This window comes from bacterium, from assembly GCA_021372615.1.
Lineage (GTDB): Bacteria > Armatimonadota > Zipacnadia > Zipacnadales > UBA11051 > JAJFUB01.
Map to the genome: position 1 here is coordinate 30,828 of JAJFUB010000034.1, position 26,178 is coordinate 57,005.

22 protein-coding genes are annotated in these 26,178 nt (G+C 68.8%); 17 read left to right on the forward strand and 5 right to left on the reverse strand.

The genetic code is table 11. The features are described from left to right. Positions 1-15 precede the first annotated feature (15 nt). Positions 16-1,134, reverse strand: coding sequence for a CapA family protein (locus tag LLH23_05505; protein ID MCE5237929.1), 1,119 nt, complete (start codon positions 1,132-1,134; stop codon positions 16-18). A 48-nt stretch (positions 1,135-1,182) separates the two neighbouring features. Here LLH23_05505 and LLH23_05510 point away from each other — a divergent pair, with 48 nt between their 5' ends. The 10 genes from LLH23_05510 to LLH23_05555 all read left to right on the forward strand — a co-directional run bounded on the left by LLH23_05510 (position 1,183) and on the right by LLH23_05555 (position 14,182). Next, on the forward strand, positions 1,183-1,965 hold the full coding sequence (locus LLH23_05510) for an RNA methyltransferase (GenBank protein ID MCE5237930.1): 783 nt from the start codon (positions 1,183-1,185) through the stop codon (positions 1,963-1,965). A gap of 412 nt (positions 1,966-2,377) precedes the next feature. Beyond that, entirely contained in the window at positions 2,378-2,560 is a 183-nt protein-coding gene (locus LLH23_05515) for a 4-oxalocrotonate tautomerase family protein (protein MCE5237931.1), read from the forward strand. A gap of 42 nt (positions 2,561-2,602) precedes the next feature. Beyond that, a complete protein-coding gene (gene pheS / locus LLH23_05520) occupies positions 2,603-3,622 on the forward strand; it encodes a phenylalanine--tRNA ligase subunit alpha (GenBank protein ID MCE5237932.1) in 1,020 nt (339 codons plus the stop codon). A gap of 16 nt (positions 3,623-3,638) precedes the next feature. Then, entirely contained in the window at positions 3,639-4,631 is a 993-nt protein-coding gene (locus LLH23_05525) for a hypothetical protein (protein ID MCE5237933.1), read from the forward strand. Then, positions 4,628-5,944, forward strand: a complete 1,317-nt coding sequence (locus LLH23_05530; GenBank protein MCE5237934.1) for a hypothetical protein — start codon at positions 4,628-4,630, stop codon at positions 5,942-5,944. Before LLH23_05525 ends, LLH23_05530 begins: the two co-directional genes overlap by 4 nt. A 101-nt stretch (positions 5,945-6,045) precedes the next feature. Next, a complete protein-coding gene (locus tag LLH23_05535; GenBank protein MCE5237935.1) occupies positions 6,046-7,257 on the forward strand; it encodes a ribonuclease D in 1,212 nt (403 codons plus the stop codon). Positions 7,258-7,414: 157 nt separating this feature from the next. Beyond that, positions 7,415-9,613: a phenylalanine--tRNA ligase subunit beta gene (locus LLH23_05540; GenBank protein MCE5237936.1), complete on the forward strand. Its 2,199-nt coding sequence runs from the start codon at positions 7,415-7,417 to the stop codon at positions 9,611-9,613. A gap of 205 nt (positions 9,614-9,818) precedes the next feature. Beyond that, on the forward strand, positions 9,819-10,862 hold the full coding sequence (locus LLH23_05545; GenBank protein ID MCE5237937.1) for a Gfo/Idh/MocA family oxidoreductase: 1,044 nt from the start codon (positions 9,819-9,821) through the stop codon (positions 10,860-10,862). Positions 10,863-10,987: 125 nt separating this feature from the next. Next, positions 10,988-12,973, forward strand: coding sequence for a beta-galactosidase (locus LLH23_05550; GenBank protein ID MCE5237938.1), 1,986 nt, complete (start codon positions 10,988-10,990; stop codon positions 12,971-12,973). Positions 12,974-13,165: 192 nt separating this feature from the next. After that, positions 13,166-14,182, forward strand: coding sequence for a Gfo/Idh/MocA family oxidoreductase (locus LLH23_05555; GenBank protein MCE5237939.1), 1,017 nt, complete (start codon positions 13,166-13,168; stop codon positions 14,180-14,182). Between the two features lie 81 nt (positions 14,183-14,263). Here the strand turns inward: LLH23_05555 and LLH23_05560 are convergent, their stop codons facing one another. Then, entirely contained in the window at positions 14,264-14,977 is a 714-nt protein-coding gene (locus LLH23_05560; GenBank protein ID MCE5237940.1) for a HAMP domain-containing histidine kinase, read from the reverse strand. 139 nt (positions 14,978-15,116) lie between these two features. Here LLH23_05560 and LLH23_05565 point away from each other — a divergent pair, with 139 nt between their 5' ends. The 7 genes from LLH23_05565 (at position 15,117) to LLH23_05595 (ending at position 22,907) form a co-directional block, all read left to right on the forward strand. Next, positions 15,117-17,462, forward strand: coding sequence for a DUF4838 domain-containing protein (locus LLH23_05565; protein MCE5237941.1), 2,346 nt, complete (start codon positions 15,117-15,119; stop codon positions 17,460-17,462). A 216-nt stretch (positions 17,463-17,678) separates the two neighbouring features. Further along, complete coding sequence (locus LLH23_05570) at positions 17,679-18,344, forward strand: HAD-IA family hydrolase (protein ID MCE5237942.1); 666 nt, start codon at positions 17,679-17,681, stop codon at positions 18,342-18,344. 212 nt (positions 18,345-18,556) lie between these two features. Further along, the gene (locus tag LLH23_05575; protein ID MCE5237943.1) at positions 18,557-20,794 is read left to right on the forward strand and encodes a glycoside hydrolase family 95 protein; all 2,238 of its coding nucleotides are present in this window, start codon (positions 18,557-18,559) and stop codon (positions 20,792-20,794) included. Between the two features lie 41 nt (positions 20,795-20,835). Then, positions 20,836-21,393 (forward strand): hypothetical protein, encoded by a 558-nt coding sequence (locus LLH23_05580; protein MCE5237944.1) that lies wholly within the window; start codon positions 20,836-20,838, stop codon positions 21,391-21,393. 53 nt (positions 21,394-21,446) lie between these two features. Beyond that, positions 21,447-22,493, forward strand: a complete 1,047-nt coding sequence (locus LLH23_05585) for a hypothetical protein (protein MCE5237945.1) — start codon at positions 21,447-21,449, stop codon at positions 22,491-22,493. 3 nt (positions 22,494-22,496) lie between these two features. Continuing rightward, the gene (locus tag LLH23_05590; GenBank protein MCE5237946.1) at positions 22,497-22,664 is read left to right on the forward strand and encodes a hypothetical protein; all 168 of its coding nucleotides are present in this window, start codon (positions 22,497-22,499) and stop codon (positions 22,662-22,664) included. A gap of 12 nt (positions 22,665-22,676) precedes the next feature. Further along, complete coding sequence (locus LLH23_05595) at positions 22,677-22,907, forward strand: hypothetical protein (GenBank protein ID MCE5237947.1); 231 nt, start codon at positions 22,677-22,679, stop codon at positions 22,905-22,907. Here LLH23_05595 and LLH23_05600 read toward each other — a convergent pair. From LLH23_05600 to LLH23_05610, 3 genes are read right to left on the reverse strand one after another with little or no spacing between them, the layout of a single operon-like run. Further along, a complete protein-coding gene (locus LLH23_05600; protein MCE5237948.1) occupies positions 22,896-23,867 on the reverse strand; it encodes a toll/interleukin-1 receptor domain-containing protein in 972 nt (323 codons plus the stop codon). The two genes, LLH23_05595 and LLH23_05600, sit on opposite strands and share 12 nt — an antisense overlap. Positions 23,868-23,878: 11 nt before the next feature. Further along, positions 23,879-25,786: a glycoside hydrolase family 127 protein gene (locus LLH23_05605; GenBank protein MCE5237949.1), complete on the reverse strand. Its 1,908-nt coding sequence runs from the start codon at positions 25,784-25,786 to the stop codon at positions 23,879-23,881. A gap of 12 nt (positions 25,787-25,798) precedes the next feature. Then, the gene (locus LLH23_05610) at positions 25,799-26,155 is read right to left on the reverse strand and encodes an amidohydrolase family protein (protein ID MCE5237950.1); all 357 of its coding nucleotides are present in this window, start codon (positions 26,153-26,155) and stop codon (positions 25,799-25,801) included. Positions 26,156-26,178: the final 23 nt, after the last annotated feature.

Genomic DNA, 26,178 nt, shown 5'->3' on the forward strand with positions numbered 1-26,178 from the left:
TATGGGGCGAGAGGGTCACTTGGGGCGCAACAGGGTCAGCGTGCCGTCGGCGCCGAGGACAGTGCGGCCGAGGGCGAAGCCACGGCTGAGCTGCAGTAGCCGCCGCGATGCGGCCTTGCCGGCCGACGCGGTGAGCGGCACGGGGGTACAGCCGCTGATGCGCATCGGGTGGAACCGCAGCTTGGTCGCGCGCGAGCGCTCGAAGACGATCTCGGCGATCCCGGTGTCCGCCTTCCCGGCGCCGGCGGCGGGGAAGACGAAGTTGCCCAGGCTGTAGCAGATCGGCCGCCCCATGAACCACTCGACGCCCTCTAGGACGTGCGGGTGGTGGCCGACCACCGCCGAGGCCCCGAGCTTGATCGCGGCATGGGCCAGGGAGCGCTGGTAGGTGCTGGGGCGGGACGCGCCCTCGGTGCCCCAGTGGAAGAGCACGATGACGGCACCAGCCCGGCGCCGGGCGGCGGCGATGTCACGGGCCACGGCCTGGCGGGAGCTGTCGCTCAGGGCCGTACCGGCGCCATTGGGGCGCACGATGGCTACCCCGGCCGACTTGGCCCCGGCGGGGGTGCAGGCCCCCCGTCCCCCCGGGGACATGAAGGCCAGGTAGGCCAGGACGGCCACCGTGCCCTGCCGCGTGCGGACGAAGGCCGGGGCGCGCGCGGCCCCGATGCTGGCCCCGGCCCCGGTGGTGGTGAGGCCCAGCCGCCGCACGGCGCGGATCGTGTCCAGGCAGCCGCCGGTCCGGTAGTCCATGAGGTGGTTGTTGGCCAGGCCGACCACGTCCACGCCGGCGTCGCGCAGGTCAGTGGCCGCGCGCGGGTCAGCCCGCAGGACGAAGTGGTAGTGCCGCCGCAGGTCGCGGGCACTCTTGTTAGGGGTGCGCCCCGTGCGCGTGGTCAGGGGGCCTTCCAGGTTGACGATGGCGACATCGGCGCGGCGGAACAGCAGCGCGGCGTAGTGGAGGGCCGAGGGCTGCTGCTTGTGCCGCAGCCACACGTCACCGGCGATGGCGACGCGGAGGGGGGCGGCATCGGCCACGCCGAGGCAGGCGAGGCACACCGTCGGCGCAAGGAGAACCCACAGCAGCTTGCGAAACACCATAGTAGTGCGCCGATCGGGCTGAAGCCAAGACATGGCTGTCGTTTCCTGCCCGGCGTTCACCCAACCTCCAACGGTGGAGAGATGCTGCCCATCACCAGCCCCCACAACCAGCACGTCAAGCTCTTCCGCTCCCTCGCCACGGCAAAGGGGCGGCGCGAGCATGGGTTGTTCGCCATCGAGGGAGCGCACCTGGTCGAGGAGATGATCGCGGCCGGGGTACGGGCGAAGGTGGGTTATGTGTGCCCAGAGCTGCTCAAGGAGCAGACCCCGGCGCGGCGGCTGAAGAAGCATGCCGACACGATGGTGGAAGTGGCCGCGCCCGTGTTCCGCGAGATGAGCGACACCGTCACGCCACAGGGCATCGCGGCGGCGGTGGCGCTACCGCGGCATTCCCTCGAGGCGCTGCCGGCGGGCCCGGGCGTTGTGCTGGCCGTGCATGAGGTGCGCGACCCGGGCAACATGGGGACCATGGTCCGCACCGCCGATGCCGCCGGGGCGCTGGGCGTGGTGGCCGTCGGCGACTGTGTGGACCTGTACGCCCCCAAGGTCGTGCGGGCCGCCGCCGGGGCGATGTTCCACCTGCCGCTGGTGGCGGTGTCGGAGGCGGAGTTGCTGGCCTGGAGCCGCGAGGCGGCGGTGGCGCTGGTGGCCACGGTCGTGCACGACGGCGTGCCGCTGCCGGCGGCGGAGCTGCCCGAGCGCTGCGCCATCCTGATCGGCAGCGAGGCCCACGGGCTGCCTGAGGCGCTATTGACAGCCTGCCAGGTGCGGGTTACCATACCCATGCCCGGCCGGGCCGAGAGCCTCAACGCGGCCATCGCGGCGGGCGTCTTGTTGTACGAGTACAACAGACAACGGTTGTGACGGAGAAAAGTAGGCGACGGACGGGGTCGGAGACTGCCCCGCAGTCTCACAGAGAGGGAGGGTCATGGGCTGGAAGCCCTCCCGGCCACCGTGTCGCTGAAGTTCCCTCCCGAACCGCCGGCTGAAGTGGCAGTTCCGAACGGCTCCTCACCCCCGGCCCCTCTCCCTCGCGCGGTACGGCCGCGCTCCGGAGAGGGGGGAACGGCGTAGCGGAGCGGCGGAAGGGGCCATGCGTAGGCCGTGCCGGTGTGCTCCACCGTTACCCGGAGCGCCGCCTGGTAGGGTGGTTACGTCTGTGAGCGCCTTTGCATCGCGCCCCGGCGTCCCGGCGGTTCACTGAACCGCGATGGATGCTGGGGCGTTTTTGCCCTCAGTGCAGGCGCGATGGATCGCGCCGCGACAGGAGAAGACCATGCCCATCATCACCCTGACCATCAGCAACCGTGACGTCGAAAGCAAGCGGCGCCTGGCCGAGGAGCTGACGAAGGTCGCCGCGGAGATCACCCAGATCCCGGCCGAGAGGTTCGTCGTCATCGTGGACGAGCACCCGCGCGAGAGCATCGCCGTGGGCGGGAAGCTGCTGAGCGACCAGTAGCCTTCCTCTGCCGAAGAGAGGTGTGGGATTGGACCACCGCTTATGCTAGAACAGATCGCCGCTTTGCAGGCCGACGCCGAGGCTGCCATTGCCGAGGCCCGGGACGAAGCCGCTCTGGAGGCTGCCCGCGTGAAGTACGTGGGCCGCAATGGCCTCGTGCGGGCGCAGTTCCAGAAGCTGGGGCAGGTGCCGAAGGAAGAGAAGCCCGCCGTCGGCGCGGCGCTCAACCAGCTCTCGCAGCGGCTGGAGGCGCTTCTGGCCGAACGCAAGGAGGCCCTGGAGGCGCTGACCGCCGACTCCGAGCTGCTGGCCGAGACGGTGGATGTGACGCTGCCCGGCCGCGCCCCGCGCGTGGGCAAGCGCCACCCGCTGCTGCAGACCCTCGACGACATGATCGCCATCTTCCTGGGCTTGGGCTTCCGCGTGGCCGAGGGCCCCGAGGTCGAGGACTACTACCACAGCTTCGGCGCGCTCAACTATCCTGAGTACCACCCGGCGATGGATGAGCAGATGACGTTCTATGCCGGCCCCGAGGTGCTCCTGCGCAGCCAGACCTCGACCGTGCAGATCCGCGCCATGGAGGCCATGCAGCCCCCGGTGCGGATCATCGTGCCCGGCCGGTGCTACCGCCGCGACACGGTGGACGCGACGCACTGCCACACCTTCTACCAGCTCGAGGGGCTGCTGGTGGATGAGGGCATCACCTTCGCGGACCTGAAGGGCACGATGCAGATCTTCGCGCGTGAGATCTTCGGCGAGCGCTGCCAGGTGCGCTTCCGCCCGGACTTCTTCCCCTTCACCGAGCCCAGCGCCGAGGTGGCGCTGTCGTGCACGCTGTGCGACGGCAGCGGCTGCCGCGTGTGCAGCGGCACGGGCTACCTGGAGGTCGGCGGCGCGGGGCAAGTGGACCCGAACGTGCTGGCCAATGTCGGCTACGACACCGAGAAGTACACCGGCTACGCCTTCGGCGTCGGCGTCGAGCGGTTCACGATGCTGCGGCATGGCATTGACGACATCCGCCTGTTCTATAGCGGCGACATGCGGTTCCTGCGACAGTTCTAGACAAGCGAGGCCAGCAGTGGAGACCGTCCGCTCCCGCTTCCGCAAAGTCATGTGCGGGCAGACGCCCGAGGACACGCTGCCGTGCCTGGAGTGGGCCGGCTGGTGGGACAAGACCATCGCCCGCTGGCGCGATGAGGGCCTGCCTGCCAGCCTGGAGATCTACGACATCAAGCGCCACTTCGGGCTCGACGTGAACTACCAGCTCTGGTTCGGCCAGTGGACGCAGGCGCCTGCCGGTCTGCCCGGCGGCGGGTACATCCGCGACGAGGCCGACTACGAGCGCCTCCGGCCGCTGCTGTATCCCGACCCGGTGCCCTTCGACCGGGAGCTGTGGACGCAGTACGCCGCCGAGCAGGAGCGCGGCGAGGTCATCTGCTGGATCAGCCTCAGCGGGTTCTTCTGGTGGCCCCGCGTGCTCTTTGGCATTGCGCCGCACCTGCTGGCGTTCTACGACTACCCGGCGCTGATGCACCGCATCAACGCCGACCAGGTCGCGTACATGAAGCGCTGCGTCGCGGCCTTCTGCGAGGTCTGCGTGCCGGACTTCATGACCTTCGGCGAGGACATGAGCTACAACCACGGGCCGATGATCGGCAAGGCCCAGTTCGATGAGTTCATGGCGCCCTACTACCGCGAGATCATCCCGGTCCTGCGCGCCCGCGACATCGTGTGCCTCATTGACAGCGACGGGCAGGTCGAGCCGCTGATCCCCTGGTTCGAGGAAGTCGGCCTGCAGGGCATCCTGCCGCTGGAGCGCATGGCCGGCGTGGACGTGAACCGCATCCGCCAAAGGCACCCGCAGTGGCGGATGATCGGGGGCTTTGACAAGACGGTCATGCACCTGGGCGAAGCAGCCATCCGGGCGGAGTTCGAGCGCCTCATGCCGGCGGCGCGGGCGGGCTACTTCGTCCCCTCGGTGGATCACCAGACCCCGCCCGGCGTGTCGCTTCAGGACTACCGGCTGTACGTGCGGCTGCTCAAAGACTTCATGGCGGAGGCGTGCCGATGAGCGCACCCATCAACCTGCGGCTACTGTGGACCTGGGATCACTGCATCCAGTGGACGGCGAGCCGCGCCGGCGTGCACGACTGGGGCGCCTCCAACGAGTTCAGCGGCGACGCCGAGGACTTCGTGCGCGAGTGCAGCCTGATGCTGCGCTGGTGCGGGGCCCACGGGATCGAGGGGGTGGTCGTGTGGGGGCTCTTGCGCGACCAGCACGGCGGGGTGGACGCCGCGCGGCGGCTGTGCGACGTGGCCGCCGAGGCCGGCGTGAAGCTGCTGGCCGGGGTGGGGCTCAATGCCTATGGCGGCGTGTACTATGACGGCGACTCGCCGTGGTCGCTGGACCGCCACCTGGAAGCCCACCCGGAGCTGCGCGCCGTCAACGCGGCGGGCGAGCCGCATATCCTGCGGCCGGGACGCTTCATGCCGCGCCCGATGGACCATGCCTGCCCGTCGCGGCCCGAGAACATGGCCTACTGCTGCGACGGGCTGCGCTGGCTGATGGAGACGGTGCCGCTGGCCGGCGTGCAGGTCGAGGCCGGCGACACGGGCGTGTGCCACTGCCCGCTGTGCCGCGCGCGGCGGCAGCACCCCGTGTCCTACCTGTCGTGGGAAGACATGGCGCTCATGTACGCCCCGGCGGCCGAGGCGGTCTTGTCCGTCCGTCCGGACGCGCTGGTGGTGCTGGAGACGTACTCCAACCCCACGCCGCATGAGGGCGAGGACGCCCCCGGCTTTGGCGGCGGCCTGCCCCACTGGGCCCCGGAGTGCATCGCGGAGTTCCCACGCGGGGGCCACATCCAGTGGGTCTGCGACGAGTACATCCCGCCGCGCAAGCAGCATGAGTGGACTGACGCCGGTACGGCCCCGGCAGGCTTTGCCGGCCACATCATGCGCTGCCACCTGGCGACGTGGTGGCGGGGCCGCGGCGAGGAAGTGGCGGCGGACTGGCTCGCCGTCATGGCGCAGCGGTGCATCGCGACCGGCTTCAGCGGGACCTCCATGTTCGGCGAGAAGTCGGCCTTCCGCGCCGGCAGCGAACTGAACTATCTGGCGCTGGCCGACTATGGCTCGGCGGCCAATCCCGAGGCCGATCTGGACTCGTTCCTGGATCGGGTGGCGGGGCCATTGCTGGGCGGGGCGGAGCAGGCCCGGGAGTACCTGCGACTGGCGCGGCTGGTTGACGCGCCGGACGATTTGGCGCGCGCCATCGAGGCAGCGCAGCGACACGCCGCGCAGCTCGCCGGACGCCCGGCCGAGCGCTGGACGTGGCTGGCGTGGTATCTGAGCCGCTTCCGCCACGATCGTGACGAGCTGTGAGAACGACGCCGTCTGGCCACAGCACAGGGGAAAGGGAAGAATGAGAGCCGGAGCGGGCAGCCGTTGCCCGGGCTGTCCGGCGCGGGACTCATCGCATCAACATGACTGAAGCTGCTTTGCAGTGGCCACGGCCGCCGGCCGGGCTCACGAATACGCCGGCGGCGCTGGCCGAGGTGTGCAATCACCTGGCTGCCGCGCGGGTGTTCGCCTTTGACACGGAGTTCCTGTCGGGGCGCACCTACCGGACGCGCCTGTGCCTGGTGCAGGTCGCGACCGACGAGCGGGTAGAGCTGATTGACCCGCTTTCCCTGCGCGATCTTGGGCCGCTGTGGGAGCTGCTGGCCGACCCGGCGGTCGAGAAGATCTGCCACGCGGGCGCGCAGGACCTGGCCGTGATCTGGCGAGCCGGGGGCCTGGCGCCGCAGCACGTGTTCGACTGCCAGATTGCGGCGGCGCTGGTCGGGATCGGCTATGAGATCGGCGTCCCGCAACTGGTTGAGATGGTGGCGGGCGTCCGGCTTTCCAAGGCGGACCAGTACTCGAACTGGGCGCGGCGGCCGCTTTCGGCCTCGCAGCTTGCCTACGCCGCCAACGATGTGCGCTATCTGCCGGCCGCGCACCGCCTGCTGCTGGAGCAGGTGCAGGCGAAGGGGCGCATGGCCTGGGTGCGCGACGCCTGCCGCGAGGCGTGCGAACGGGCCGCCCCCGACGGGGAGTTGGCGGCGACCTACACCCGCACGGGCCTGAAGTGGCGGCTGGAGCCCGAGCAACTGTCGGTGCTGTGGGAGTTGCTGCAATGGCGCGAGGCCCTGGCGGAGCAGCTCAACAGCGCACCCGGCAGCCTGCTCAAGGACGACATGCTGGCGAGGCTGGCCGAGCGGTCGCCGGAGACGAAGCCTGAGCTTCGGCGCCTCAAGAGCATGACCGATGACGTCGTCGCGCGGTACGGTGACGACCTGCTGCGCGCGGTCGGCCGCGGGAAGCAACTGCCGCCGGCGCGCCTGCCAGCTCTTCCACCGCCGGCGCCAGACACCGCCGAGACGCGGCGACTCATGGATGTCATCAAGGCCTCGGTCCAGTTGATCTGCCACGCGCAGCGGGTGTGGCCCAACGCCGTGGTGGATGCCGCCCAACTCGAGGAGTTGGTGCGGCTGCTCGCCGGCGGCCAGGACGTGTCCGGTCACGGGCTGATGCACGGCTGGCGGCGCGAGTGCCTGGGACAGGCGCTGCTGGACCTGCTGCAAGGCGAATCGCGCCTGACGCTGCAGGTGACGGACGGGCGGATGCGCGCGGAGTTCGCGCCGGGCACCTGAGCGATGGTGTGCCGGGCAAGCTCATGCCGACGGGGGGAGCCGTAAGACGAGAGCGGGGCAGTGGGAGCGGTCACCGACCGCGACCAGGCCGAGACGACAGTCGCAGTCGGTGGCCGCTCCCACCGACCGCGCAGTATGACTTGGAGGCAGCGTTCGCATGCGCGTACCGTATAGCTGGCTGATGGAGTTCCTGCAGGCTGACATCGCGGCGCCCGACTTGGCGCACGTGCTGACGATGGGCGGGCTCGAAGTGGAGGAGATCCGCGACTGGACCTCCGACGACGGCCAGGCGAGCGACCAGATCCTGGTCACGAAGGTCACCGCCAACCGCGGCGACATGCTGTCGATCCTGGGCGTGGCGCGGCAGGCCGCAGCGCTGCTGCAGACCACCTACAAGCTGCCCGACATCCCGTCGGACTCCATCACCGATCCGGTCGGCGGGGGGCTGCAGGCGAGCGACGGCCGCGTGACGATCGAGCTGGCCGATCCGGTCGGCTGCCCGCGCTACTCGGGGCTGCTGCTGGAGGGCATCAAACTGGCGCCCTCGCCCGCGTGGCTGTCCCACCGCCTCGAAGCCGCTGGCATGAGGCCGCTGATCAATGTCGTGGACTGCACCAACTATGTGATGCTGGAGCTGGGCCAGCCGCTGCACGCCTTCGACTTCAAGCTGCTGCGCCGGGGCCACATCATCGTCCGCCGCGCCACCGAGGGCGAGCAGATCCTGACCCTCGATCGCCAGTGGCGGACGCTGACGGCCGAGGACCTGCTCATCACCGACCCCTCGGGCCCGGCGGCGCTGGCGGGCGTCATGGGCGGAGCGGACACCGAGATCAACGACAAGTCCACGACCGTCCTGATCGAGAGCGCGCACTTCGACCCCACCACCATCCGCAAGACGTCCCTGCGCCTCGGCCTGTCCAGCGAGGCCAGCTACCGCTTCGAGCGGCACGTGGACCCCAACGGGACGCTGCGCGCCGTCGCCCGGGTGACCCAGCTTATCCGGCAGACCGCCGGCGGGGAGATCATCGGCAAGGCCCTCGACGCCCGGGCCGAGGACTTCGCACCCCGGCCGATCACACTCAGGCCCGAGCGCTGCAACGCCATCCTGGGCACGAGCCTGACCGCCGAGGACATGTCCCGCTGCCTGAAGGCGATTGACTTCGGCGTCGAGGCCACGGGTGCCGCGTCGTGTGCGGCGGGGCCCGTGGCCGGGGCGGCGCAAGCAGCGGCGGGGCCCGGCGCACACGACGCGCCACCCGCCGCCTTGACAGTGCGGGTCCCGCGCCTGCGCTGGGACATCGAGCGCGAGATTGACCTCATCGAGGAAGTCGCGATCATCTACGGGTATGACAACCTGCCGATGACCGTGCCGGGCAAGCTGGCCCAGAGCGGGCTGTTCACGCGACGGCAGAAGCTGACACGTCAGGTGGGTGCGGTGCTGCGCGAGTGCGGCCTGAACGAGAGCTTCAGCTTCTCGGTGTCGTGCCCGGCCGATCTGGACCGCCTGGGCTTCGGCCCCGACGCCTCCGAGCGCACGATGCTGCCGCTGTCGAACCCGATGATTGACACACAGTCGCACATGCGCACGACACTGCTGCCCGCGATGCTGGAGGCAGCCGAGAACAACGTCCGCCAGCGCGTGACGGATGTGGCCCTGTATGAGACCAACAAGGTCTTCGTGCCCGTGACCGGCGAGCCCCTCCCGCAGGAGCCGCAGCGCGTCGCCGGGATCATCATGGGCTCGGTGCTGACCGCCGACTGGAACGCCTCCGAGGAGCTGAAGCACCCGGACTTCTTCCTGGTCAAGGGGATCGTCGAGCAGGTCTGCGACAGCCTGGGCCTCACGGACGTGAGCTTCGCGCGCACCCAGCACCCCACGTTCCATCCCGGCCGTTGCGCGGCGCTGGTCATCGGCGGCCAGGCGGCAGGCGTGCTCGGCGAAGTTGCCGCGAGTGTGCAGGCGGCGTACGACCTGCCCGACCGCGCCTATGCCTTCGAGCTGGACCTGGAGGCCCTGCTGGCCGGGGCCTGCGACTTCAAGCCCTATGCTCCGCTGCCGCGCTTCCCGGCGGTGGGTCGCGACCTGGCGCTGGTGCTGCCCGATGACGACGCCCACACGGCGGCGCGGCTGGAGGAGATCATCCGGGCGGCGGGCGGGGAGATGCTGCAGACGGTCGCGCCCTTCGACCTGTTCATGGACGCCCAGCGCCTGGGCGCGGGCGTCAAGAGCCTGGCGTTCAGTCTGGAGTTCCGCGCGCCGGACCGCACGCTGACGGACGACGAAGTGGACGCCGCCATGGCCGCCATCCGCGAGCGCGTGGCGACCGAGGCCGGAGCGAAGGTGCGGGACAGCTAGGGGGCAGGTTACGGGTTGCCGGAGCCGTTGCCGTCGGCCCCGAAGCGGCCCGCGTACGTAGCCACGGGCGTGAGCCCGTGGACTCCCGGCCCTCCTCCTTTCCTCCTTCCCCTCTCCCCCGGCAGGTGCCACCCCGCCCCGTGGGGAACCGCGAACCATTGGATTCCACTGCCGCCCTGGCGGCCATGATGAGGAGGGCCTTCGTATGGCCAAGAAGCTACGTGTTGGTGTCATTGGTTCCGGTGCGATCTTCACCGGCGCCCATCTGCCCGGCTGGAAGGCGCTGAACGACGTTGAGATCGTCGCCATCGCCGACATCAAGAAGCCATCGCAGGAGACGGCCGCGGCCGCCATCGGCAACCCTGACCTGAAGATCTACGATGACTACAAGAAGATGCTCAAAGAGATGCAGTTCGACATCGTGGACGTCTGCACCCCGAACTGCTTCCACTGCGCCCCGACCATCGCTGCCTTCGAGGCCGGCGCCCATGTCATCACCGAGAAGCCGTGCGCGACGTCTGTCGCGGAAGTCGAGAAGATGATCGCCGCCGGCAAGAAGGCCGGGACCTTGTTCATGGTCGCCCAGTCGCTGCGCTTCTCCGACGCGCACCTGGCTATGAAGCGCTGGGTGGAGGCCGGGCTCATCGGCGAAGTGTACTACGGCCGCCTGAGCCTCCTGCGCCCGCGCGGCGTGCCCTCCTGGGGTGACTTCATCGTCAAGGAGATGTCCGCCGGCGGCCCGTGCTATGACCTCGCGGTGCATATCCTCGATCTCGCGCTGTACCTGATGGGCCACCCCGAGCCCGTGTCGGTCTCGGCCAACTACTGGCTCAAGCTGTCCAACAAGCCCTCGGTCATGAAGCACGATCCGAAGCGCTACACCGTGCCCGACGAGTTGGCCGCCGGCTTCATCCGCTTCGCCAACGGCGCCAGCCTGGCGCTGGAGACGAGCTGGGCCGTCAACGCCCCGGAGGGCACGTACAACGTGTTCCTCGCCGGCGACAAGGGCGGCATGCAGAACAGCCCGCTGACGCTGGTGCGCGAGGAGGCCGGGTTGCTGACCAACACCACGGTGCAGGTCAACCCCGATGCGGGCGTCAAGCCCCACAGCGAGGAGATCCGCCGCTTCGTCGAGGCCGTCCGCAAGGGCCTCCCGTCGCCCGTGCCCGGCGAGCAGGCGCTCATGACCCAGCGCATCCTCGACGGCATCTACAAGTCCGCCGAGAAGGGCAAGGAAGTCAAGGTGTAGGCGGGAGCGGCAAGTGGCAAGTGGCAAGTGGCGGGCGGGACGCCGTTGCCGTAGCCGTCACCTCGGGGCCGCCGGCAGATGCTGGCGGCCCCGTATGCCAATCGGTCATGCCAGGAGGCAGTCCCATGCGCGTCATGCTGCTGTTGTTGCCGGTGGTGCTCGCCAGCGCCGCCCATGCTCAGCCCGAGATGGTCTTCGGCAAGCTGCGCTACGCCATCTGCGGCGTGGGCGACAGGGAGACCATTCTCCGCAACCACATCAACCTGGCCCATCTGCACTGCCCGGCCAGCGGCGGGGCGTACAACGGCTTGCCCGCGCGCACCGAGTTCGACCGGCAGATGGCCGACTGGAAGAAGGGCGCCGACGCCCTGCGCGAGGCGGGAGTACACCCCATCACGTACATCGCCCCGGACATGTGGTACGGCGACCCCGAGAAGCGCACGCTGATCTTCGACTTCTACGACCAGCGCTGGGGGCAGTACGAGGACTTCCTGGGGCCCCGGCCCGCCGACCCCCTGGCCTGGGCGCAGCTCAAGCCCGACGGCACGCCCATCCCCTATGTGTACCACGACCAGAAGGGCTTCTACTGGTGCACGAACCAGCCCGCCTGCCGCCAGTACGTGCAGGGCGTCATCAAGATGCACGTGCAGTACGGCTCGCACGGCGTCTTCTTCGATGGCCCGTGCAACCATGGCTGCTACTGCCAGGAGTGCCAGAAACAGTTCCGCGAGTTCCTGCGCACGCAGTACCCCGACGCCGTCCGTGAGCGCCTCCTCAGCGGCGCGAAGCTCGACGAGGTCAAGCTCCCCACCGACAAGTCGAACCTGCCGCTGTGGGCGGCGCTGCGGCGGTTCCGCTGCGAGTCGCTGGCCCGGTTCCTGCACGACATGCGCGCCTGGGGGCGCAGCCTGTGCCCGGACTTTGTCCTGACCAACAACTACTGCATGTGGGCCGGCGACGCCGGGGGCATGGTGGGCATCGGCGAGCACCCGGAGCTGTACGCCCGCGAGGTGGACATTCTCTTTGACGAGGCGGCCTACGGCGGCGGCTCGGTCATGCAAGACGACGGCACCCGCCTGTCGAACGGGTTCCACTATGACTACCTCGTCGCCGCGGCCGCGAGCAAGCCTGCCGTCTGCACATACCTGGGCGTCAAGGACGCACCCGCCGAGGCCAAGGGCAACCTGGCGTCGCTGGAGATCGCCGAGTCATGGGCCAGCCAGTGTGGCAAGATGCAGCAGACGTTCCGCGACCAGCCTATCGTGGACGCCTTCACGCAAGCGGGGGAATTCCAGGTCAGGAACCCGGAGCTGTTCACCCCGGCCAAGCCGCTGGCCGATGTGGGCGTGTGGGTGTCGCTGCAGCAGTCTGTCGTGGGCAGCCCCACCTACGGTCTGGCCATGCCGCGCCTGCTGTCCGACGCCGGGATCGCCTGCCGCATCCTGACCGATGGCGACGTCACGGCGGCCGGATTGAAGGGGCTGCGGTGCCTGGTCGTACCGGGTGTGGCGGCGGCGACCGAGGCGCAACTGGTGGCGCTGCGAGAGTTCGCGAAGAGCGGCGGCGGGCTGGTGGCCGTCGGCCCCACTGGGACGCTCGACGAGCACGCCCTGCCACGCGCGGCCGAGGCCGCACAGCCCTTCGGGGCCGGGCCCGAGACGGGGCAGACGCAGACGGAGGTCGGGAAGGGGCGGCTGGCGTGGCTGAGCAGTCGCGAGATCAGCGGTCTGCCCGGCTACGCCCGCACGGCGGTGTCACCAGAGATCGGGAGCAAGGTCGCCGCCGCGGTGCGCTGGGCCGGACGCGAGCAACTGCTCCTGGCGCAGGCTCCGCCGCAGCCCTGTGAGATCCGCCTGTTCAGCGTCGCGCCGGACCGCTGGCGGATCTATCTCGTGAACTATGGCGTGACGAAGGCCGGGGCTGTCAACGCCATGCAAGACATGAGCTTCGCGCTGCGTCTGCCGGGGAAGATGAAGGTCGTTTCGGCGAAGGCGGACAGCACGGACTACGCCACGCCCCAGAACTTGGCCGTGACGCAGCAGGCGGGCGAGGCGACGCTGAAGCTCGGGACACTGCACATCTGGGCGGTGGTGGATGTGAAGCTGAAGTAGGACGATGGCCGGGGCGTCGTTGGAGGGGCCGGCTATCAGCCGGGCCGCCGTACGGTGCTCCCGTTGCTTTGTGACATCCGTCCCCAACGGCGGGCCGGATGATATCCGGCCCCTCCCAAGGCGACGGCCGCAGGTTCGCGACAGGCCGCTGCCGAACTGCCGTCTCACAGCAAAGACGCACGGAGGAACACTATGGCCCTACGAGTTGGCTTTGTGGGTGTCGGCGGCATCGCCAAGCGGCACCTGGCGTACTGCAAGAACCGCGAGGATGTCGAACTGGTCGGCTATGCCGACGTGAACTTCGAGGGCGCGCAGAAGGTCGCCGCTGAGTTCGGCGGCAACGCCTACGACAGCTACGACAAGCTCTACAGCGCCGAGAAGCCGGACGCGATCGTCATCTGCACCCCGCCCTTCGCGCACGGCGACATCGAGGAGGCCGCGTGCGCGGCGAAGATCCCCTTCTTTGTCGAGAAACCCGTGGCCGTGAACATGGAGCTGGCCCACCGCGTGCAGAAGGCGGTGGAGCAGAGCGGCATCGCCACCCAGGTCGGCTATATGTTCCGCTTCTCCGAGCCGATCCGCAAGGTGCGGGAGATGCTACAGAAGCACCCGCTCGCCATGGTGCAGGCGCACTACTACATGCCGGGCCTGCCGCCGCCGGCGTGGTGGACGAGCATGGAACTCGGCGGCGGGCAGCTCATCGAGCAGGCCACGCACATGCTCGACCTGGGGCGTTTCCTGGCCGGCGACGCCAAGACGGTCGTCGGCCGGGCCACGCGCACGCGCGACTGGACCCCGCCGCCCGGCTACGCGAGCGAGGGCATGCGGCTGTACGCCGCCGACATGGGCATCCCGGACACGACCGCGCTGGTCATCGAGTATGAGTGCGGCGCGCTCGGCACGCTGAGCTGCTCCATTGTGCCGCAGGCCAAGTGGGACGTGGGCTTCAAGGTCGTGGCCGAGGGGCTGCTCATCACGATTGACGGCGCAAACTGCTCATGGAGTGGCGACGAGGAGGGCAGCATGACAGCCTCCCCGGACTGGACCGGAGCCGTTCTGGGCGAGCTGCTCGATGTCGTCAAGGCGGGCGGCACGCAGACCAGCGTCCCGTACCTCGAGGGCGTCAAGAGCCTGGCGATCTCGGTGGCGGGGTATGAGTCCATGAAACGGGGCGGAGGCCCCGTAGCGGTCAGCGAGCTGGTTGGGTGACGGCGAAGGCACCGGAGAACCGAACCGAAAAGCAACGACGCCACCCCTGGCCTGGGGGTGGCGTTTTCTACTGGAGTCAGCTCAGTCGGGCCGCTCGGCCCGTGGCAGGCTGAACATGAACGTGGCACCCTGGCCCGGCGCGCTGTCTACGCGGATGTCGCCGCCCATGGCGTGCAGCAGGTTTTGACACACCGATAGCCCCAGTCCGGCGCCTGGCTCGATGCCGCTGACCTCCAGCGCAACAAAGGGCTCGAAGATGCGCTCCTGGTCGTCCGGGGCGATACCCGGGCCCTGGTCATGCACCAGCGTCCAGACCACGGTCTCTTCCGGGCGGGCCGTGATCGTCACCGTGCCCCCTGGGGGGCTGTAGCGGATGGCGTTGGCCAGCAGGTTGTGCAGGACCTGCAGGACGCGGCGCTCATCCGCGCGCGCCGCCAGGGCGGGATCCACCTCGGCCGCCAGCGCCAGGCGCTTCTCATGGGCCAGTCCGCGGGCAATGTGCACCGAACGCTCCACCACCGCCGCCAGGGACAGTACCTCGATCTGCAGGTCGAGCTTGGCCATCTGCAGGCGGGAGAGGTCCAGGACGTCATTGATGAGCTGCAGGAGGTGCTCGGCGGCGCTGTGGATGTCCTGCGCAACCGACTTCTGGTCCGGGTTGAGGGGGCCGAAGGCCTCATCGGTCAGCAGTTCGGAGAAGCCGATGATGGCGTGGAGGGGGCTGCGGACCTCGTGGCTGAGGTCCGCCAGAAAGCGTGCGCGCAACGCGATGGGGCCATCAGGTTCCTGCGCCATAGGTCATGCCCCTGGTCGGTGCCGGCAGGTCAACGGCAGGAATGACGCGAAGCTTCTAGCCATTCGCCGTGTGGCTGGGCCGGACCTGCCGCCCCGCGGCAGTAGCCGACCCGGCCAGCTTTCCCGTGGAGGAACGACCATGCATAGACTGTGGCTCATTGTCCTGTTGGCGGCAGTCGCCAGCAGCGCCTTCGGCTTCACCATCGCCCGAGACGGCAAGCCGCAGGTGGACATCATCGTGGCTGCCGAGGCCACGTTGCCCGAGCAGACCGCCGCGACCGAGCTGGGGGACTACCTGGGCAAGATCGTCGGCAGCCCCTTCACCATCGTCAAGCCTGGTGAGGCGACCCAGATGGCCGCCCACATCTTCGTGGGCCAGACCGGAGCGGCCATTCGCGCAGGACTGCTGGCTGACAAGCTGGGGCCCGAGGAGTGGGTCATCCGCGCCTCCGGCCAGGACCTGATCGTGACCGGCGGCCGCCCGCGCGGCACGCTCTACGCCGTCTACCGCCTGCTCGAGGACGTGCTGGGCGTGCACTGGTGGAACCCGTGGGAGGAGACGGTGCCGCCGGCGAAGACGCTGGCCCCGAAGATCACGGAGCTGCGCGGCAAGCCCGTCACCCCGTACCGCGACATCTACATGCTGTACGGCAATGACGGCGGGCGGTTCGCGGCGCGCAACCGGCTCAACCGCGACGGCGACGCACGGATGCAGGCGGAGTTCGGCGGCTGCCGCGACTACGGCCCGCCCTACCACGTCCACACCTTCAACCTGTACTTCCCGCCCAAGCAGTACGGGGCCGAGCACCCCGAGTGGTACTCGCTCATCAAGGGCCAGCGGGTCGTGGACACCTCGCAGCTCTGCCTGACGAACCCGGAACTGCGCCAGGCGTTTCTGGCGAAGCTGACCAACTTCATCGAGACCACCGCCGCGGCCGCCAAGGCCGCCGGGGCGCCGCCGCCGGACGTCTTCAGCGTCTCGCAGAACGACTGGGACAACCACTGCACCTGCGATAGCTGCCAGGCGATCGCGACAGCCGAGGAGAGCGAGGCCGGGCCGCTACTGGACTTCGTGAACTTCCTGGCCGACAACATCAAGGACAAGTACCCCTGGGTGCACATTGACACCCTCGCCTACCAGTACACGCAGAAGGCGCCCAAGCATATCAGGCCACGGGACAATGTCATCATCCGGCTGTGCGACACCGGCTCCGACCCCACCAAGCCCATCACCTCGGAAGACAACAAGGCCTTCCGCGAGCACCTGCTGAGCTGGGCGGCCATCGCCAAGAACCTGCGCGTGTGGGACTACGCGGTGACCTACGCCAACCCCGCGGGGATGCCGCTGCCCACCACGCAGACCTATGACGATGACTTCAAGTTCTACCACGAGCACAATGTCGAGGGCGTGTTCACCGAGCATGAGTACGGCATCATCGGCGATGCGCGCGACTTCAAGATCTGGATGATGATGAAGCTGCTCGAGGACCCGTACGCCAACACCGAGAAGCTGGCGCGGACCTTCACCGACGGCTTCTACGGCCCGGCGGCGGGGAAGCTCGTGCGCGACTACCTGGCGGCCCTGGAGGCCGAGATGATCGCGCGCCAGACGCACACCAACTGGGGCTCGACGCCGATGTCGCTCACGTACCTGAACCTCGGCTTCATCAACCGCGCCCAGAAGCTGTTCGACCAGGCTGAGCAGGCTGTCGGCAACGACGCCACGCTGCTACGGCGCGTGCGCCACGCGCGGCTGCCGCTGGACCGGGCGAGCGTGGTGGCCTACACCAAGCTCAACAGCGAGTGGCAGGCGCTGGGCCAGCCGGCCGACCAGGCCCCGCCCAGCCGCGATGCCGTCGCCCAGCGCGCCATGGCGACTTGGCTGGCCGAGGCCAAGCTGCGCATGAGTGAGGCCGGGCAGGCCAAGGAGAAGGCTGCGGCTGAGAAGGAGATGCGGCGCTACACGTCGCTGCCCGGCTCGGTGCCGCTGCCCGCCAGGTTCCGTGACCTGCCGCGCGGCACGGTCTTTGACTACACCGCCGACATGACCCGCAACTGGGCGGACGTCGTCAAGGTCATCAAGGACCCCGAGGCCGAGAGCGGCTTCACCAACAAGCTGGACCTCACCGCCCCGGAGACAACCAGCCAGGAGAAGTACGTGCTGCCGATGCCATGGGGCCTGTACGGGGTGCAGCAGAAGAAGTTCGTCGGTGGCGCCGCCATCAAGGCCGAGGACATCACGGGGCCGGGCTACCACTGGTACAAGATGGGCGTCTTCCCCCTTGAGCCGTCGTACTACGCGTACTTCTTCTGGAGCTGGATCATCCAGGTAGACATTGACAACGCCTACGACGCCGCCAAGCCCGACCAGAAGTTCGAGGTCTGGGCCAACATCAAGTTCACGGGCCCGCGCTTCCCGCATGCCAAGGAGGGCGACAAGGACGCCATCTACGTGGAGCGGCTGGTGCTGGTGAAGACGCAGTAGACGTGCGATGCCGGAACGGCGAACGGCTCCTCACCCCTCCCCCTCTCCCTCGCGCGGGATACAGCCCCGCGCTCCGGAGAGGGGTGTCGTCCGGCCACTTCGTGGCTGCGAAGTCATAGAGCAACATGCGACCGCCCCTCTCCGGAGCACAGCCGTATCGTGCGAGGGAGAGGGGGAGGGGTGAGGAGCCTTCGAGCCGTCCTTCGCGAATCACATATGCCCACACGCACCATCACCGCCCTTCTCTTCGATCTGGATCAGACGCTCTACGCGCCGGAGACCGGCTTGCTGCCGGCCGGGGACCGGCGCATCACCGACTACCTTGCCCATCGCCTGAACCTGCCGCGCGAGCAGGCCGACGCCGAGCGCCGGCGGCTCTGGCGCGAGTACGGCACGACCGCCCGCGGGGCGGAGATCGAGTACGGCCTGCCCCAGCGCGAGCTGTACCTCCACAGCCTGGAGGACCTCGACCCGCGCGAGTACCTGGGCCGTGACGAGGCGCTGGCGGGGATGCTGCAGGGCCTCGACGCCGACCGGTTCGTCGTCACCAATGCGGCGGGCAACTATGCCCGCCGCGTGCTGGCGGCGCTGGGGATTGACCACTGCTTCCAGCGCGTGTTCGACATCGAGGCCCTCGGCTGGCGCCCCAAGCCCGAGCACGCGGCCTACCAGTGCGTGCTGGACGCCCTCGGCCGCCCGGCGGCCGAGGTGGGGATGGTCGAGGACTTCCCGTGGAACCTCGTCCCGGCGCAGGAGTTGGGGATGCTGACCGTCTACCTGGGCGCCGACGAGGCCGAGGCCGATGTGACGCTGACGAACCTGCTGGACCTGCCGGCGGCGCTGGCGGAGGCGGGGGTACGGCTCACCCACCCCCGGCGCTAGCGCGCCGACCCCTCCCCACAGGGGAGGGGTCCCGGGGCTCGACCGTTGGTCGGATTCCCTGAAGCATGCCGGGGATGTGCTTCCGCCGGTTGCGGCAGGGGCCGACACTACCGGCATTGTAGTCACAACGCCATCGAACAGAGCAACCCCTCCCCACTGGGGAGGGGTCGGCCCGCAGGGCCGGGGGTGGGTTGCCGTTCCGGGAGGCTTACATGAACACCACCATCTGGATGAACAAGCCCGCCGCCGACTGGCTCGAGGGCCTGCCCATCGGCACGGGGCGCCTGGCCGCGATGGTCCTCGGCGGCGTGAAGCGCGAGCAGGTGACGCTGAACCACGAGTGGCTCTGGACCGGTCGCAACCGCCAGCGCGACACAGAGCCCCGGGCCCACTTGCTCGAGCCCGTGCGGGAGTTGCTGCGGCAGGAGCGTTGGGAGGAGGCCGCGCAGGCTGCCAACGACGCCTTCGGCGGCGCGGGCGGCATCAGCGGCGTCCGGAACCGCGTGGACCCCTACCAGCCCGCTGCTGACCTGCTGCTCACCTTCAGCCACGGGCCATACCACCACTACCGCCGCAGCCTCGACCTGGAGAGCGGCATCGTGCGCGTGGAGTACGACGCCCAGCACGGCAACCGCATCACCCGCACCTACGTCGCCGACCTGAGCCACGACGCGATCTACGTGCACGTCGCGTTCGACGAGTACCCCCTCGAGTGCGTCGTGCAACTCGACCGCGGCTTCGACCCCGACTGCACGCTGACGCGCCGCGCCGCCGGCAGTCAACTCGACCTGCACGGCGCCATCCGCGACGGCATCGAGTTCCACGTACGCTGCCAGGCGGCGGTGCGTGAGGGCACGGTACGGGCGAACGGCGACAACCGCCTGATCGTCAGCGGCGCGCGGGAGCTGCTGCTGGCGCTGGACCTGGGCACCAATGTGAAGCAGCCCGACGCGGCGGCCGAATGTGACGCGCCGCTGCCGAGCCTGGACGAGTGGCCGGACCTGGTGCGGGCGCACACGGAGACCTACCAGCGCGGGCGCGGGGGCTTCAGCCTGGAACTGGGCGACTTGCCGGACCGCGAGGCCATGCCGACGCCCGAGCGCATTCACCGCGCCCGCAATGGCGAGCCCGATCCCGGCCTGCCACTGCTGTACTTCAATCTGGCCCGCCACCTGATGCAGGCCAGCTCCGCGCTGGCCGACCTGCCGGCGAACCTGCAGGGCAAGTGGAACGAGGACCTGCGCCCGCCGTGGGAGTGCGACCTGCACCAGGACGTGAACCTGCAGATGAACTACTGGTTCGCCGAGCCGGCGGGCATGACGGAGTGCATCGAGGCGCTGTTCCGCCACATCGAGCGCTTCGTGCCGCACGCCCGCAAAGCCGCGCGCGACCTGTACGGCTGCCGCGGCGTGTGGTTCCCGATCCAGACCGACCCGTGGGGCCGCGCCACCCCGGAGTCCTACGGCTGGGCGGTGTGGATCGGTGCGGCGGCCTGGCTGGCGCAGCACTTCTGGTGGCGCTGGGACTTCGGCCGCGACCGGCAGTTCCTCGCCGACCGCGCCTACCCGTTCATCAAGGACGTCGCGGCGTTCTACGAGGACTATCTCGTCGCGGACGCGGAGGGCGTCCTGCAAGTCATGCCCTCGCAGTCGCCCGAGAACCGCTTCGTTGGCAGCGGCAGTCGTTTCCCTGTCTCCATCGGCATCTCAGCGGCGATGGATGTGGAGCTGGCGCACGAGTGCCTCCGCCACGCGGTCGCGGCGTCCGAGGCCCTGGGCGTAGACGAGGACCTGCGCCGCACGTGGCAGGACATGCTGGGCCAGTTGCCGCCGCTGCAGGTCGGCTCGCGCGGACAACTGCTTGAGTGGGACCGGGAGTTCGAGGAAGTCGAGCCCGGCCATCGGCACCTATCGCACCTGTACGCGCTCTATCCGGGCGACCAGATTGATCCACTGGACAGCCCGGAGCTGTTCACGGCGGCGCGGCGGTCACTGGAGATCCGACTGGAGAACTTCGGCGGCCACACCGGCTGGAGCCGCGCCTGGACGGCGTGCTGCTTCGCGCGCCTGGGTGACGCGGAGGCGGCGTGGGCGCACCTGATGCACCTGGCGACGGACTTCGTGACCGACGCACTGCTGGACCTGCACCCGCCGCGCATCTTCCAGATCGAGGGCAACTTCGGCGGAGCGGCGGCGATCCTGGAGATGCTGCTGCAGAGCCGCGGCGGGCGGCTGCATCTGCTGCCGGCCTTACCGGAGGTCTGGCCGAGTGGAGAGGTGAAGGGGCTGCGGGCGCGAGGAGGATTTGTGGTGGATATGAAGTGGGCGGCGGGGCGGCTGATGGAGGCAATTGTCACCGCCCAGGAGACTGGTCCCTGCCGGATCATCCATGGGGATCAGGACCAGACGGTTACGTTGCAGGCCGGCGAGACCTACCAGGTGAACGGCTAGGTGCTGCTTCCGGCGCAGCTCCTGCTGAGGAGTGGATTGGCATGGCCAACAACGAGGTGGTGATGCCTTATGTGCAGCAGTGGGCGAACTACCTGGTTGGCGAGGGCTGCCGGCCGCCGGTCGTCAACGAGGGCAACAGGTGGCCCACGCGGCAGGAAGTGATCGCGGCCATCGAGGCAGAGGGCCTGCTGGCAGTGCCTCACGGCAGCGAAGAGGTCATCGTGCGGCCCCCTGCGGGCGCCCCGGAGGCAGTCGAGGGACTGCTGCGCCACGTGGTCGAGGTGCGGTGGGACGCGACAGGTGCGTTGGGGGAGGCAGGGCAGTCATCGTATCTCGTGATATTCCAGTGCCGGGACTGGGATCGCCTTGGGAACGATGATGTCGGCCTCTTCATCCATGGGCAGAACTGGCCTCTAGAGGTCTTCCTGGTGCACCGTCTCGCCCAGGAATGCGGGCAACTTGTTCTGTACCCAAGCGGCGGCGGCGTCCCTCTCGTAGTCGGTCCCGACTCCGGCCCTGGCCAACTGGCCGGCCTCTGGCCGGAGGCTGATCGGAGAGAAGGCGGCTGCAAGTGGCTCTACGAGCAGATGAGCTGCTGACGCAGCCACATCTGGTCGGCCCAAGAGAGAACCTCGAAGGAGATTCCACAGGTATGGACAGCCGCCAGCGCGTTCTCGCCGCCATGAACTTCACCGGGCCGGACCGCTGCCCCATCCACCACTACTGCTTCCCCGGCGCGATCTGGCGCCACGGGCAGAGGCTACTCGACCTCGTCGAGAAGTACCCCGACGATTTCGACAACGAGAACATCAAGGCCAACGCGCAGGCCCACCAACTCGCGGCCAACGAGAGCGCCGAGGACATCATCGAGTGGGTGGATGGCTGGGGCACGACGTGGCGGCGGATGCGCGGCTATACCTCGGGCGAGGTCCACCAGCCCGCCCTGCCCGACTGGGACGCCTGGCGTGGCTACGAGTTCCCCCCACTGCCCGATGACAAGCACTTCGCGGACTTCGCGGCCTCCGTCCAGCCGCGGCAGGAGGCCGGGGAGTTCGTGCGCGCCGGCGGCGGCCCGTTCTTCCAACACATGCAGCATCTGCGCGGCAACGCCAACTACTACGTAGACCTGGCCGAGGATAACGAGGGGGTCAACGAACTGGCCGACCGCATGGTCGCCTACAACCTGTACTCCATCGAGCGCTATGTGCAGATGGGCGTGGACTGCATCGCCTTCGGCGACGACTGGGGCGCCCAGCACGCCCTGCTCATCCACCCGGACATGTGGCGCCGGTTCTTCAAGCCCCGCTATGCCAGGATGTTCGCCCCTGCCCGCGAGCACGGGATCCAGGTCTGGTTCCATTCGGACGGGTGGATCCTGGAGATCATCGAGGACCTCATCGAGATCGGCGTGACGCTGCTGAACCCCCAGCATGACATCATGGGCACGCGGCGCGTGGGGGAGATCGTCCGGGGCCGCTGCTGCATCCGCACCGACATCAGCCGCCAGACGGTCATCCCCTTCGGCACGCCCAACGACATTCGCGCGGCGGTCAGGGAAGCCCTCGAGGCCTTCAGCACCGACGCCGGCGGCTGCATGCTCCACGGTGAGATCGGCCAGGAAGTCCCCTTCGAGAACATCGAGGCGCTGTATGCAGCGTTCTATGAGTACGGGCAGTACCCGATGGAGTGGCGGAGGTAGCCCATGAGTTCATCCAAGGCCTCACCGCTGGGGATCATCCTGCTCATCGGGCTGATGGTCGTCTTCTTCAGCCCGGCGCGCTCGACCATCCCCCAGCAGGAAGCGGACGCCATCCGCGCCCGGTTCGGCGTCCGCCCCGGTGCGGTAGTCGTCTTCCAGAACCCTGGGTGAGGGGCCTGCACCATGCTCTTTGAGCAGCTCGATGCCGTGGGCATCAGCTATGTGCCGGTCAATGTCACCGCCTCAGAACGCGCCATCCAAACGCTGCGGGACCTGGGGAAGAACAGCTTCGGCATGACGACACGGATGCCGACACCGACGACGCTGGTGGGGAGGCGAGTCATCCGGGGAGCGGATGTGAAGAGGATCCAGCAGGCCCTGATCGAGGAGCGGAAGGGTAGCTCAACTCGCTGAATCCATGTTCTTCGTCTTGAGCACGCGCAGCAACGTCTGCATGTTCTCCTGGAAGCTGCCGGTCGTGAAGTCCATCGCCTGATCGCCCTCTCGCAGCGGCGTGCCGCCGGGGGCCGCGCCACCGTCTGCGGCTGGCCCGATGGTGACCGGTACAACCATGCCGCCCTGTTCGAGGGCATACTTGTACTCGTATTCGACCCACTCTGATCTAAGGCCGGCCTCGCTCACGAAGAGCAGGATGAAACCCTCGGCCGCAGCGGTCTCGATGCTACGCCGCATGATCCCGGCCAGGTCCACGCCCGCAGCGTCATCATCGTCGAAGTAGACCCGGTATTCGTGCTGCCTGAGAGCCTCGGCAATGGGTCTGACGAGTTCCTGATCTTCCCGCGAATAGGCCATGTAGATCGTCACACGCCGCGAGAGCCCTGTGACCGCCGCGAGTTGCTCGTCCCAGTCGTGCGTCAGATCCACGTTCGCCGTGTATTTGCCCGGAAGCCCCCTGATGTACTCCAGCTCCATCTGCACCCACTTGGAGTTGCGCGCGTTGGGGCTGTCACAGAGCAGGAACCACGTGCGCGCCTCGATCTCGCGCCTGATCAGGTCATCCAGCTCGGCGTTGTCGTCCAGGCAGCGCAGGAAGAACAGCAAGGGATTGTGTCCCTTGGCCTCCAGTGCATTGCGGACACGGCGGACCTCTTCAAGATCCCGGTGCGAATGGGAAACAAAGATCCACGCGCCTTCGGGGGCGGGTTCGCCCGGCCCGCCCTCTGCACGCGCCGAGGGGGCGGGGGCCAGGCCCGTGGGCCCGTCAACGGCCAGCTTGTCTCGCACGAGACCATGGCGCACGTCCTGTGCTAGCTCGAGGTCGTCGTCCACTGCGCCCACTAGCTCGCTGTTGCTGAGGTGGCCGCGAGCGTTGAGTAGCTGGAGGACCTTGCTCGACGCCTGCTCGATGTTCACGCCTCGGTCTCCTACGTAACCTCGCGGTCGGCCTTACTCGCCACCCACACCCGCATCGCCGCCGGGCCGCGATTGGCCCAGGCGTAGTAGGGGATGGCGGTGATGTGCGCCGGCACCTGGCCGGTCTTGTAGCCCTGGGCGACCGCCGCATACAGCGGCCGTTCGGTCGGCACGCAGCCAAAGCCAGGCCCCTCGATGACGACGACCCCGCCGAGCAGATCCTCGCGCCAGACAGCCTCCCAACTCGCCGGCAGGCCCTCACCCGGGGTCACCGACACCGACAGCTCTGCCACCGGCGTCCGGTGATCCACGCTCTCCACACAGTACACGATCGGTCCGCGCTTGAGCGCCACGGCACCCCGGTCCTCGGTGACGTTGGGATGGGCCTCGAGCGCCTCCAGTGCCATCGGCAGGTCAAGCTGCACCACGTCACCCGGCTGCCACTGCCGCTGGATGACGAGGTAGGTGCCCGGCTCGCCCGCCAGGGGCTGAGCCCCGCCGACGAAAGCCGCCGCGCCATCGGCCCACGTGGGGATGCGCAGGTGCAGCGCGAAGTCCGCGGCCTCGTCGAGCCCGACCGTGATCGTGATGCCCCCGTCCCACGGGTAGCGCGTCTCGATCTTCAGGCGCACCGGGCCCACGCCCGGCACGTCCACTGCGGCCTCCAGCGCATCGTACAGGTGCACGTGCACCTCGCGCTCGGCGACGGTGACGAAGTAGCCGGGCAGCGAGGCGAGCAGGCGCTGGACGTTCGGCGGGCAGCAGGTGCAGCCGTGCCATGTGCTGCGCTGCGTGGGCGGCACGCGGTGCCCGGTGGCCGATACGGATTCCTTCCCGTCGTGGGCGAGTGGATTCATGTAGAAGTACTGGTAGCCGTCCAGGTCCACGCCGCTGCGCAGACCGTTGTAGAGGATCCACTCCATCGCCTCCGCGTACTGGCCTTCGCCGGTGAGCAGGAGCATGCGGAAGGCCCACATGAAGTGGCCGATCTGGGCGCACGTCTCGGCGTAGGCGCGCGCGTTGGGCAGCTCGTACGGCTCGCCGAAGGCCTCGCCCTCGTAGCGGGCTCCGACGCCGCCGGTCACGTAGATCTTGCCGCCGACGAGGTCCTGCCACAGGCGCTGCAGGTTGGCCATCATCTCCGGGTCGCCCGTCTCCATTACGAGGTCAGCCCCCCCGCAACAGATGTACGACGACCGCACGGCGTGGCCGATGAGGCTCTCGCGCTGGGCGATGGGCGGGAGGTTGGCGTGTGACTGCGGGCGGCTCAGCAGGAAGGCAGCCAGGTCGAGGTAGCGCCGCTCGCGGGTGTGGCGGTATAGCTCGATGAGCGCCAGCTCGACTTCGGGGTGGCCGTCGGTCGTGCCGTTTCTGCCGGGGCCGAAGACGCTGTCGAGGTGGTCGGCGAAGCGACAGGCGACCTGCAGCAGCGTGTCATCGCCGGTGGCGCGGGCGACCGCCACGGCGCCCTGCATCAGGTGGCCGGCGCAGTACATCTCGTGCGAGTACTCCAGGTGCTGGTAGCGCTCGCCGGCCCGCTCCTCGATGAAGTAGGTGCTCAGGTAGCCGTCGTCGCCCTGGGCCGCGGCGATGTCGGCGATGTCGGCCTCCAGGAGGCTGCGCAGGTCCGGGTGGTCCTCGGTCTGCAGCACATAGCCGGCGGCCTCGATCCACTTGTAGAGGTCCGAGTCGGTGAAGAGCGGGCCCCGGCGCGCCACGTCCTTGCCGGCGAGGCGGCGGAAGTTGTCCATGTGGCCGTTCTCTTCGAGCAGGCCATGCAAGCGCGGGAGGCCGTTCTCGACATTGCCCCGGCGCAGGGGCGTCCAGAAGGCGTCGTCGGCCAGGCGCACGGCGGGCAGGGGCACGGTGTGCAGGCGCACATGGGGGCTGTGTGAGGTGTCGAGAATCGGGGTAGCCATGGGTTCCTCCGTCTATTCGTCGGCAATCCGGTAGAACTGCCGGTGAGCGTCGTCGGCATACTCCACCCGGCCCTCCTTGAGGACCAGGCACAGGTTCCGTGCGTCGTACAGCAGGCTCACATCGGTGGCGGGGTCGCCGGACACGACGAGCAGGTCGGCTAGCTTGCCCGGCTCCAGTGTGCCGAGGGAAGGGAGCTTTCGATAGGCGGCGGCATTTACCTGCGTCGCGGCGGTGAGGGCCTCCAGGGGCGACAGGCCGCAGGCCACCAGCTCCTGTAGCTCAACCAGTGTGCGGTCGCCCAGGCGCCAGGTGCGGGGCGTCCCCGGATAGTCGGTGCCGACCCTGGTCGGTAGCGATAGGCAGGGCATTCGGGGCCGTCGCGGCATGACGG